This is a genomic window from Pseudomonas gingeri (assembly GCF_013386165.1).
Taxonomy (GTDB): domain Bacteria; phylum Pseudomonadota; class Gammaproteobacteria; order Pseudomonadales; family Pseudomonadaceae; genus Aquipseudomonas; species Aquipseudomonas gingeri_C.
Genome location: NZ_JACAOS010000001.1, coordinates 103,193 through 113,299 on the forward strand (window position 1 = coordinate 103,193; position 10,107 = coordinate 113,299).

At 63.7% G+C, this 10,107-nt stretch carries 11 protein-coding genes; 2 read left to right on the forward strand and 9 right to left on the reverse strand.

The genetic code is table 11. The annotated features are described in order from the left end of the window. Positions 1 to 4 precede the first annotated feature (4 nt). From HX866_RS00430 to HX866_RS00470, 9 genes are all read right to left on the reverse strand, one after another. Complete coding sequence (locus HX866_RS00430; protein ID WP_177093238.1) at positions 5 to 799, reverse strand: DUF1365 domain-containing protein; 795 nt, start codon at positions 797 to 799, stop codon at positions 5 to 7. Continuing rightward, a complete protein-coding gene (locus HX866_RS00435; RefSeq protein ID WP_177104622.1) occupies positions 796 to 2,043 on the reverse strand; it encodes an NAD(P)/FAD-dependent oxidoreductase in 1,248 nt (415 codons plus the stop codon). Before HX866_RS00435 ends, HX866_RS00430 begins: the two co-directional genes overlap by 4 nt. Continuing rightward, positions 2,040 to 2,822, reverse strand: coding sequence for an SDR family NAD(P)-dependent oxidoreductase (locus HX866_RS00440; RefSeq protein WP_177093236.1), 783 nt, complete (start codon positions 2,820 to 2,822; stop codon positions 2,040 to 2,042). Before HX866_RS00440 ends, HX866_RS00435 begins: the two co-directional genes overlap by 4 nt. Next, a complete protein-coding gene (locus HX866_RS00445; protein WP_177093235.1) occupies positions 2,819 to 3,241 on the reverse strand; it encodes a nuclear transport factor 2 family protein in 423 nt (140 codons plus the stop codon). The genes HX866_RS00440 and HX866_RS00445 overlap by 4 nt, the downstream gene beginning before the upstream one ends. Continuing rightward, entirely contained in the window at positions 3,234 to 4,679 is a 1,446-nt protein-coding gene (phrB, locus tag HX866_RS00450; RefSeq protein WP_177104620.1) for a deoxyribodipyrimidine photo-lyase, read from the reverse strand. Before phrB ends, HX866_RS00445 begins: the two co-directional genes overlap by 8 nt. Positions 4,680 to 4,708: 29 nt before the next feature. Next, positions 4,709 to 5,632 (reverse strand): MerR family transcriptional regulator, encoded by a 924-nt coding sequence (locus HX866_RS00455; RefSeq protein WP_177137726.1) that lies wholly within the window; start codon positions 5,630 to 5,632, stop codon positions 4,709 to 4,711. A 1-nt stretch (position 5,633) separates the two neighbouring features. Beyond that, a complete protein-coding gene (locus HX866_RS00460; protein WP_177137727.1) occupies positions 5,634 to 6,599 on the reverse strand; it encodes a YbgA family protein in 966 nt (321 codons plus the stop codon). Between the two features lie 113 nt (positions 6,600 to 6,712). Further along, the gene (locus tag HX866_RS00465; RefSeq protein WP_177104614.1) at positions 6,713 to 6,928 is read right to left on the reverse strand and encodes a TIGR02450 family Trp-rich protein; all 216 of its coding nucleotides are present in this window, start codon (positions 6,926 to 6,928) and stop codon (positions 6,713 to 6,715) included. Then, positions 6,925 to 7,911, reverse strand: a complete 987-nt coding sequence (locus tag HX866_RS00470; RefSeq protein WP_177093230.1) for an NAD(P)/FAD-dependent oxidoreductase — start codon at positions 7,909 to 7,911, stop codon at positions 6,925 to 6,927. Before HX866_RS00470 ends, HX866_RS00465 begins: the two co-directional genes overlap by 4 nt. A gap of 203 nt (positions 7,912 to 8,114) precedes the next feature. Here HX866_RS00470 and HX866_RS00475 point away from each other — a divergent pair, with 203 nt between their 5' ends. Continuing rightward, positions 8,115 to 9,017, forward strand: a complete 903-nt coding sequence (locus tag HX866_RS00475; protein WP_177137728.1) for a TIGR01777 family oxidoreductase — start codon at positions 8,115 to 8,117, stop codon at positions 9,015 to 9,017. Between the two features lie 13 nt (positions 9,018 to 9,030). Then, positions 9,031 to 10,056, forward strand: coding sequence for a ferrochelatase (gene hemH / locus HX866_RS00480; RefSeq protein WP_177093228.1), 1,026 nt, complete (start codon positions 9,031 to 9,033; stop codon positions 10,054 to 10,056). Positions 10,057 to 10,107 lie beyond the last annotated feature (51 nt).

The window sequence follows — 10,107 nt, forward strand, 5'->3', positions numbered from 1 at the left end:
GGCGTTACTCATGGTGTCGCTCCTCGGTTTGCGTGGCGGCAAGGCTGAAAGCGCCGTCGGCGGCCTGGTGGGAAAAGATCGGTGTGCGTTTGAGAAACAGGCGCAGGGCTTGCCAGTAGATCGCCAGGCAAGTCTTCGCGGTCATCCAGGGAAAGCGCCGCAGGTAACGGTGCAGGCTGGCGCGGTCGAGGACTTCGCGGTGCAGGCTGAGGGTCGCGTCAAAGACCTTCGACTCGCCCTGCCAGTCGGCCATGTGCACACCGAGTCGTTCGGCGGGTGGACTGAAGCTCATGCGGTATTCCAGGTCCCGGGGCAGGAACGGCGAGACATGGAAACCCTTGGCCACGCTGACGTGCTGGTGGCCGCCGCCTTCGGCGGGCAGCACATAGTGGTAGTGCTCGCCCCACGGGGTGTTGGTGACTTCGCAGAGAATCGCCAGCAGTTTCCCGTCGAGGTCATGGCAGTAGAAGAAACTCACCGGGTTGAACGCCAGGCCCCAGCTGCGCGCCTGGGTCAGCAAGCGGATCGGGCCTTGCGGGGTTTGCCCCAGGGCGGCGCCGACCTGCTGGCGAACCGCATCGATCAGGCGCATGCCCTGGCCGGTGAAGGTGCGCAGGTAATCGCTTTCGCGAAAGGCGAAGGGCGCCAGGCGCCCGCTGCCGGCCAGGGGCGAGAGCCCGAGCACGGCGTCCTGTTCGTCGAGGTCCAGGTACAGCAGGCCGATCCGGTAACGGAACGCATGGGGCCGCGGTGAAAAGCGCCGGTGGCTGATCCAGCCGCTGTACAGGGCGCTGTTCACAGCTGTTCACCAAAGGCGGCGCCGACCCGCAGGGCACTGGTCACACCGTCTTCGTGGAAGCCATTGGCCCAATAGGCGCCGCAATAATAGGTATGTTGAGTGCCATATAATTCTTCCCAACGATTCTGCGCGGCGACGGCGGCCAGGCTGTACTGCGGATGGGCATAGGTGTAGCGGGCGAGGATCTTCAGCGGATTGATTTCCGCGCCCTGGTTGAGGCTGACGCAGAAGGTAGTATCGCTCTCGATGCCCTGCAGGATATTCATGTTGTAGGTGACGGCGGCCAGGCGCTGGCCTTCGCCACCGAGGCGATAGTTCCAGCTGGCCCAGGCCAGCGGGCGGTCCGGCAGCAGGCGGGTGTCGGTGTGCAGCACCACCTCGTTTTCCGCGTAGGGCAGGGCACCGAGGATCTGCCGTTCGGCTTCGCTGGGGGCGGCGAGCAGGCGCAGCGCCTGGTCGCTGTGGCAAGCGAAGATCACTTTGTCGAAGCGCTCGCTGCCGGCGGCACTGTGGATCGTCACGCCGTGCTCATCGCGCTCGACCCGGCTCACCGGGCAGTTGAGGCGGATGTGCTGGCGAAATCCGGCGACCAGCGGCTCGATGTACTGCCGCGAACCGCCTTCGATCACCCTCCATTGCGGGCGATTGCTCACCGACAGCAGGCCATGGTTCTTGAAGAAGCGCACGAACAGTTGCAGCGGGAAACCGAGCATGTCGGCCAGGGACATCGACCAGATCGCCGCGCCCATGGGCACGATGTAGTGCTGGATAAACCGCTGGCCGTAGTGGCCCTTGCGCAGGTAGTCGCCCAGGGTGGTGTCGCTGGCGATGCGTTGCTGCTCAAGGTCATCGAGGGCCTGGCGATTGAAGCGCAGGATGTCCCGCAGCATGCCCCAGAACCCCGGTGACCAGAGGTTGCGTCGCTGGGCGAAGAGGCTGTTGAGGTTGTTGCCGTTGTATTCCAGGTTCGCGGCCGGGTCGCGTACCGAGAAACTCATTTCGGTGGCTTTATAGCCCACGCCCAGGCTGCTCAGCAGGCGGATGAAGTTCGGGTAGGTCCAGTCGTTGAACACGATGAAACCGGTGTCCACGGCATAGCTGCGGCCATTGACTGTCACATCCACGGTATGGGTGTGGCCGCCGATCCAGTCGGCGGCTTCGAACAGGGTGATGTCGTGCTGGCGGCTCAACAGATAGCCACAGGTCAACCCCGAGATACCGCTACCGATCAGGGCAATTTTCATGGCTGACCCTGGTCTGGGGTGCTAGTGCGGGCCATGCGTTTGCCGATGGCCAGTTGCAGCCGTTTGGGCAGGCGCGAGAGGGGCCAGAGGCCGGCCATGAACAGCGCCGGAAAGGCAATTTCCAGGGGCCGGCGCTTGAGCTTTTCGCAGATATGGCCGGCGGCTTTTTCTGCTGACCAGCTCAGCGGCATGGGGAAGTCGTTTTTCTGGGTCAGCGGGGTGTCGACGAAACCGGGGCTGACCAGGGTCACGGCGATACCTTCGTGGGCCAGGTCGATGCGCAGGGACTCGAACAGATAACGCATCCCGGCCTTCGACGCGCCATAGGCTTCGGCCCGTGGCAGCGGCAGGAAGGTGACCGAACTGGCGATGCCCACCAGATGCGGCTGGTCGCCGGCGCGCAGCAACGGCAAGGCGGCTTCGATGCAGTAACTGCTGGCCAGCAGGTTGGTGCGCACCACCCGCTCGATGACCGAGGCGTCGAAGGCCTGGGCATCGACATATTCACAGGTGCCAGCGTTGATAATCACCGTGTCCAGGGAGCCCCAGACGTGAGTGATGCGTTCGCCGATTTCGCGGACCTGCTGGCTGTCGGTCAGGTCGCCGGGCACCAGCAGGACCTGGTCGGGATAACGTTTGTCGAGGGCTTGCAGCGGTTCGACACTGCGGGCGCTGACGGCCAGGTGCATCCCGGCCTTGAGCAGGACTTCAGCGATGGCGGCGCCGATGCCGCTGCTGGCGCCGGTGAGCCAGACACGTCGTGGAGGTGTAATGCTCATCCCAATCTCCTTTTCAACCAGGCCGTGGCATGCCCCAGCAGCGGCACATGGTCATACAGCAGGGCCCCGGCATCGAAGTAGTCGCGATGCCGATAGACCTTGTCGAACCACAACAGATGCGAACAGCCGTCGACGTGAATAGGCCTTCCTCTGGCCAGTCTCGGATGACGATAGCTCATATGCCAGCGTAGGTAGCCTTCGCCTTCACGAACGTGATCGAGGCCGTGAATGTTGTATTGCAGCTCGCTGATCGAGGCGTACATCTGGGCGAAATAGCGTTGCAGGTCCACAACGCCGCTGATTTCGTGCAGCGGGTCGGTGAACAGCACTTCATCGCTGTAGAGGTCGCCGAGGCGGTGCAGGTTGTCCTTGTCCAGCAGGACGAATTGCCGGGCGAAATGGTGCAGGAACTCAGTCATGGGCGCCTCCACTTTCCAGCCGTTGTGGCAGGTTCCTGAAGGCGGCGAGGGCGCGTTCGCGGCTGCTGCCGAGGTCGACCATGGGCTGTGGATAATTCGCCAGGCCAAACAGGCCGCCGAGGGCGGCCGGGTTATGCACAGCCTTTTTGTCCTGGCCGGCCAGTTCCGGTAGCCAGTGTTTGATGAACAGCCCTTCGCGGTCGAATTTCTCCGATTGGCTCAACGGGTTGAAAATCCGGAAGTAGGGCGCCGCATCGGTGCCGGTGGACGCGCTCCATTGCCAGCCACCGTTGTTGGCGGCCAGGTCGCCGTCGATCAGGTGGCGCATGAAGAAGCGCTCGCCTTCGCGCCAGTCGATCAGCAGGTTCTTGGTCAGGAACATTGCCACCACCATTCGCAGGCGGTTGTGCATCCAGCCGGTTTCGAGCAATTGGCGCATGGCCGCGTCGATGATCGGCAGGCCGGTGCGCGCTTCCTGCCAGGCCGCCAGCTCCTGCGGGGCCTGGCGCCAGGCCAGGGCTTCGGTTTCCGGGCGGAAGGCGCGCTGTTTGGAGACCCGTGGATAGCCCACCAGGATGTGTTTGTAGAACTCACGCCAGAGCAGTTCGTTGATCCAGGTGACGGCGCCGACACTGCCGCTTTCGAATTCGCCCTGGTTGCTTTGCAGGGCCGCATGCAGGCACTGGCGAGGGGAGATCACGCCGGCCGCGAGATAGGCGGAGAGTTGGCTGGTGCCGGGCTTGGCGGGGAAATCCCGTTCGCTCTGGTAATAGTCGATCTGCTGCTCGGCGAAGGTGGCCAGGCGTTGCCGGGCTTCTTCCTCGCCAGCGGGCCAGAGGTCGCGCAGGGTCTGGCTGGGGGGCGCAAAACCCTCGACGGCGCTCGGCAACGGATCGGCGCCGAAGGCCAGCGCCGCCTGGGCCTTGGGCGTACTGACCAGGCGTGGCAAGGCGCTGTGCAGGCGGCTGTAGCAGACTTTGCGGAACTGGCTGAAGACCTGGAAGTAGGTGCCGGTGCGGGTCAGCACGCTGCCGGGTTTGAAGAACAGTTGATCCAGGTGGCTGTGGAAACTCACGCCCTGGGCTTCAAGCGCCCGTGCTACCGCCTGATCGCGGCGGCTTTCATTAACGCCGTATTCCTCGTTGACGTGCACGGCGGCGATTTTCAGCGACTGGCACAAGGTGCCCAACACTTCGGGCACCTGCTCCCAGGTGTCGGCGTGGCGAATCAGTAGCGGGATATTCAGCGCCGCCAAGGCGGTGCTCAGTTCCCGCAGGTTGCGCAGCCAGAAATCGACCTTGCAGGGGGCATCGTCGTGCAGTTGCCATTGTCCGGGTGTCAGCAGGTAGACGGCGACCGTCGGCCCGTTACCGGCCGCAGCGGCCAGGGCAGTGTTGTCATGCAGGCGCAGGTCGGTGCGCAGCCAGAGCAGTTGCATAATTGTTCCTTGAGTCATTGGCGAGAGCGCTAGATGAGTCCGAGCCGGGTCAGGCCCTGATAGGCCGACAAGGGGTCTTCGGCGAGGGTCATCTCAGCGCTCTCCTGGGTACTTACGGACAACTCGGCGAAATGGATGCATACCGTTGGTCCGGCGACGACGAGCGGGCAATGCAGGCTGCCGAGCAACTTGGGCAGGACCGTCAGGTTCATGGCCTTGCTCGAATACAGCACCACGGCGCGGCTTTTCAGGTACTCGCTGGCCAGGGCCAGCTCGCCGGCCGGCAGGGGCCAGTCGAAGACTTCCACCGGGCAATCGGCGCTGCTCACCAGCCAGGCGGTCAGCCACAGGTGGGGTTCCAGGGGCAGGTCCGAATGGTTGACCAGCAACACGGGAGCACCCTTGAGCTGTCGGTTGTTGTGGTAGATCCGCGCGCCCAGCTTGCTGCGCAGCCAGGAGTAGAAGAACGCCCGCTCCATCTGTCCGCCGAACTGGCCCTGCCAACGTTGTTCGAGTTCTGCCAGCAGCGGCATCAGCAGTTGCGCGCAGAGGGTGCGGGGCGGGTACAGCGACATGGCCTGGTTGAAGCGGTCATCGACCTGACGTTCGGCCAACTGGCTGATGGCCCGCAGCAGATCCTGGCGCAAGGCCTGCCAGTCGTTGGCGACGGGCTCCACGGAGGTCGGGCCGGTGTCGAGCAATTGCTTGATCTGGCTGACCGCAACCCCGCGATTGAGCCAGGTCAGGATGGCCTGGATACGTTGCACGTGTTCGTTGGAAAACAGCCGATGGCCCTTGGCGGTGCGGTGCGGCACCACCAGGCCATAACGGCGCTCCCAGGCGCGCAGGGTCACGGCGTTGACGCCGGTCTGGCGGGCCACTTCGCGAATGGGCAGCCAGCCCTGCTCCATCGCGCTGGCGTAATCGAGGGGGGCTTTCGAGTGGTCGGTCATGTCAGATGGCATTTCGCAGGCTGAGGTTTTCCGGGTGTGGTTGCAGGTACACCTGGCGGGCAATGTAGGGATCGGGGTGTTGGCGGAAGTGGTGCTTGAGCAGGGTCAGCGGTACCACCAGCGGCACGATGCCCTGGTGGTACTGGCCAATGACCTGGAGCATTTCCTGTTTGTCATCGGCGCTGAGGGTCTGTTTCAGGTAGCCGCTGAGGTGCTGCAGGACATTGGTGTGGGTGCGGCGGGTCGCGCATTTTTTCAGCGCGGCCATCAGTTGGCTGAAATAGCGCGGGCCGATGGTCTCGGCATCGGCCTTGCCCATGCTGCCCAGCAGATGGCCGAGTACCTTGTACTGCAACGGGTTGTGGGCCATCAGCAGGTATTTGTAGCGGGCGTGGAACTCGGTGAGGCTGCGCCGGCTGAGGCCGGCCTGGCACAGCGCCTGCCAGGCCGCGTAGGCGAAGACCCGGGTCAGGAAGTTTTCCCGCAACACCGCATCGTTCAGCCGGCCGTCCTCTTCCACCGGCAAGTCGGGATGCTTTGCGCAAAACGCCTGGGCGTAGATGCCGCGCCCGTCTTCGGCGGGCCTGCCGTTGTCCTGGTAGACCTTGACCCGCTCCAGGCCACAGGACGGTGACTTCTGCATGAAGATGTAGCCGCAGATATCCGTGAGTTCAGCGGCCATCCGCTGGCCGTAGTCGGCCAGCGGCTGGGTCACATCGGTCTCGGCGTGCACGCTGCCGACGGCACGGGGTTGTTGCGGATCACCCACCAGGCGAATCGGTTCGCGGGGGATGCCCAGGCCAATGGCGGCTTCCGGGCACAGCGGAATGAAATCGAAATGTTCGCTGAGGGAGCGGCTGCACAACCGTGACTCCTTGTGCCCGCCGTTGTAACGAACCTCGATGCCCATCAAGCAGGCGCTGACGGCGATTCTGGGCTTGCGCGGCAAGTCGGTGGCGACGGGCATGGGAACCTCGAAGAAATACTTGTACAGGCAAGAATGCTTGTACAACTAGGGTTCATCATAGGTTCAGAGTTGTACAAGTCAAATTATTTGTACAGGTTTGTCCGGAGGGCTGCTCAGCACCAGCCCATTCGCCAGGTTTCGGCATCTTTCAGATGGGTCCAGCAGAGGCGCTGGTTGCGTTGGCTCAGCACCGCTTGCAGTTCGACTTCGAGCACGGTGCCTTGTTCGTCGCGGAACAGCTCGGTGACCAGGAAATGTTTTTCCCGGTTCTGTGGGCGGGCTGCCGTCCATTTCGACAGCAGCAGCTTGCTCGGGTTGATGCGGTTCAACCCAGGTGCTCCATCAGTCGCCGTGCCGCTTCCTGGCCGCTCAGCCAGGCGCCTTCGACGCGTCCGGACAGGCACCAGTCGCCACACACGTAGAGGCCCAGGTCGACATCGGCGAGTGCCCCCCATTCCCGTGCGCCGGCCGGGCGGGCGTAGAGCCAGCGGTGGGCGAGGGTGAAGACCGGGGCCGGCATGCTGGCGTGCAGCAACTCGGCAAAGGCGCCGTGCAACTGCTCGATCACGGCTTCCTTGGACAGGTCCAGGTGCTGTTTGCTCCAGGCGCTGGTGGCGTGCAGGACCCAGGTGTCGAGGTGGCTGTCGCGCGCCGGCTTGCTGCGGTTGCGGGCCAGCCAGTCGAGCGGGCTGTCCTGCACGAAGCAGCCTTCCATCGGCGTCTCCAGTGGCGTGTCGAAGGCCAGGGCGATGGCCCAGGTCGGCTCCATCTGCACACCGGCGGCGGCCCCGGCGAGTTTCGGCGCGGCGGCCAGCAATGCGGTGGCCTGGGGCGCGGGCGTGGCGATGATCACCTGGCTGAACGGGCCGTGGGTGTAGCCTTCGGCGTCCTGCAGGTGCCAATGCCGTTCACCGCGAAACACCTCGGTGATCCGGCAACTGAAATGGGTCTGGAGCCGGCCCAGCAGGCCACGGGTAATGGCGCTCATGCGCGGCGTGCCGACCCAGCGGGTCTGCTCGTCCGGCGACAGGCTCAATTGGCCGTTCTGGAAGTTGTAGAGCTGTGGGTCCCATTCGGCGACCCAGCCTTCGCCTTGCCAGCGCTGGACTTCCTTGACGAAGCGGCGGTCGCGGGCGGTGAAGTACTGCGCACCCAGGTCCAGCGCGCCGGCGTCGCTGCGCTTGCTGGACATGCGCCCGCCGCTGCCGCGGCTCTTGTCGAAGAGTTCGATGGAATGCCCGGCATCGTGCAATGCCCGGGCGGCCGAGAGTCCGGCGATGCCGGCACCGATTATTGCGATAGGTACAGTCATGGGTGGGCCTCGTTACCTGTCAGCACAGACTACGCCGTCAGCAAAACCTGTACAATCCTGTTTTTTGGTATAAGTTTCGACCTACCTGTCAATTCACTCTGTCCTATTGTTAAAACAAATATCGGTCGAGAAATAAAACAAAAGAGCCCTGCTTATAAAAATAGACTAACGGTCTCGACAAAACGTTACGCGAGGAAGGAATCATGCACATATTGCTGACCGGCGGTACTGGTTTGATCGGACGCCAGCTGTGCGCGTATTGGCTGGAGCAGGGACATCGTCTGACGGTCTGGAGTCGCCAACCCGAGCATGTGGCGCGTTTGTGTGGTGCCCAGGTCCGGGGTATCCGGCATCTTGAGGACTTGGCCGGCGAGCCGCTGGATGCGGTGATCAACCTGGCCGGCGCACCGATTGCCGACCGGCTCTGGACCCACAAGCGCAAGGCCCTGCTCTGGAGCAGCCGGATCCAGTTGACCGAAACCCTGCTGACCTGGCTGGAAGGGCGCGAGCAGCGTCCGGCGGTGCTGATTTCCGGCTCGGCGATTGGCTGGTACGGCGACGGTGGCGAGCGTGAGCTGACCGAGGCATCGCCGCCGGTGAGCGAGGACTTTGCCAGCCAGTTGTGCATTGCCTGGGAAGAAACCGCGCAGCGCGCCGAGGCCCTGGGTATTCGTGTGGTACGGCTGCGAACCGGCTTGGTGCTGGCGGCCGAGGGCGGCTTTTTGTCGCGCCTGCTACTGCCGTTCAAACTGGCGCTGGGCGGCCCGATTGGCAACGGTCGGCAGTGGATGCCCTGGATTCATGTGCGCGATCAAATCGCCCTGATTGATTTTCTTCTACACCGTAGCGATGCCAGCGGTCCCTATAATGCCTGCGCGCCAAAGCCGGTGCGCAACCAGGCATTTGCCAGGGCGCTGGGCAAGGTTCTGCATCGCCCGGCGCTGCTGCCGCTGCCGGCCTTTGTCCTGCGCCTGGGTCTGGGCGAGCTGTCCTTGCTGCTGCTTGGTGGCCAGCGCGCGACGCCGGCCCGGCTGTTGGCGGCAGGATTTGTTTTTCAGTTTAACGATCTGCCCGCGGCCCTCGACGATCTCTCGGGCCGCCTCTGAAATAGGACGTTGCATGACCGATCACGCCTTGCTTCTGGTCAACCTGGGTTCTCCGGCTTCCACTTCGGTAGCGGACGTGCGCAGCTACCTCAACCAATTCCTGATGGACCCCTATGTGATCGACCTGCCCTGGCCGGTCCGCCGGTTACTGGTGTCGCTGATCCTGATCAAGCGCCCTGAGCAGTCGGCCCATGCCTATGCCTCGATCTGGTGGGAGGAGGGCTCGCCGCTGGTGGTGCTCAGTCGTCGTTTGCAGCAGCAGATGACCACCCAGTGGACCAAGGGCCCGGTGGAACTGGCGATGCGTTACGGCGAGCCGTCGATCGAGACGGTGCTGACGCGTCTGGCCGGGCAAGGTATCCGCAAGGTGACTTTGGCGCCGCTGTATCCACAATTTGCCGACAGCACCGTGACCACGGTGATCGAGGAAGCCCGGCGGGTGGTCAGGGCGCGCAAGCTGGATATGCAGTTCTCCATCCTGCAGCCGTTCTACGATCAGCCGGAATACCTCGGCGCCCTGGTGGCCAGTGCCAAGCCACATTTGGCCCAGGGTTTCGATCATTTGCTGCTGAGCTTCCATGGTTTGCCGGAGCGGCACCTGACCAAGCTCGATCCCACCGGCAGTCATTGCTTCAAGGATGCCGATTGCTGCAAGAACGCCTCGCCGGCGGTGCTCGCCACCTGCTACCGGGCCCAGTGCCTGCGCACGGCGTCGGCGTTTGCCGAACGCATGGGCTTGGCTGAGGGGCAGTGGTCGGTGTCGTTCCAGTCGCGGCTGGGACGGGCGAAGTGGATCGAACCCTATACCGAGGCGCGCTTGGATGAGTTGGCGAAGGCCGGGGTGAAGAAGTTGTTGGTGATGTGCCCGGCGTTTGTCGCCGACTGCATCGAGACGCTGGAGGAGATCGGTGATCGCGGACGCGAGCAGTTTGTTGCAGCGGGGGGCGAGGAGTTGGTGCTGGTGCCGTGCCTGAACGATGAGCCGCAGTGGGCGGCGGCGTTGAACACCCTCTGTGAGCGGGCGCCGTTGGCCTTGTAGGAACAGCTGGTCGACGCTGGCTTGCCAGCGATGGCGATGTTGGATTCACCA

What these genes read in the sequence shown, in the direction of transcription:
- HX866_RS00460 (WP_177137727.1), bottom strand. Translation starts at nt 6,599, where the DNA reads ATGCCCGTCGCCACCGACTTGCCGCGCAAGCCCAGAATCGCCGTCAGC.
- HX866_RS00455 (WP_177137726.1), bottom strand. Translation starts at nt 5,632, where the DNA reads ATGACCGACCACTCGAAAGCCCCCCTCGATTACGCCAGCGCGATGGAG.
- HX866_RS00470 (WP_177093230.1), bottom strand. Translation starts at nt 7,911, where the DNA reads ATGACTGTACCTATCGCAATAATCGGTGCCGGCATCGCCGGACTCTCG.
- HX866_RS00435 (WP_177104622.1), bottom strand. Translation starts at nt 2,043, where the DNA reads ATGAAAATTGCCCTGATCGGTAGCGGTATCTCGGGGTTGACCTGTGGC.
- HX866_RS00475 (WP_177137728.1), top strand. Translation starts at nt 8,115, where the DNA reads ATGCACATATTGCTGACCGGCGGTACTGGTTTGATCGGACGCCAGCTG.
- HX866_RS00440 (WP_177093236.1), bottom strand. Translation starts at nt 2,822, where the DNA reads ATGAGCATTACACCTCCACGACGTGTCTGGCTCACCGGCGCCAGCAGC.
- hemH (WP_177093228.1), top strand. Translation starts at nt 9,031, where the DNA reads ATGACCGATCACGCCTTGCTTCTGGTCAACCTGGGTTCTCCGGCTTCC.
- phrB (WP_177104620.1), bottom strand. Translation starts at nt 4,679, where the DNA reads ATGCAACTGCTCTGGCTGCGCACCGACCTGCGCCTGCATGACAACACT.
- HX866_RS00445 (WP_177093235.1), bottom strand. Translation starts at nt 3,241, where the DNA reads ATGACTGAGTTCCTGCACCATTTCGCCCGGCAATTCGTCCTGCTGGAC.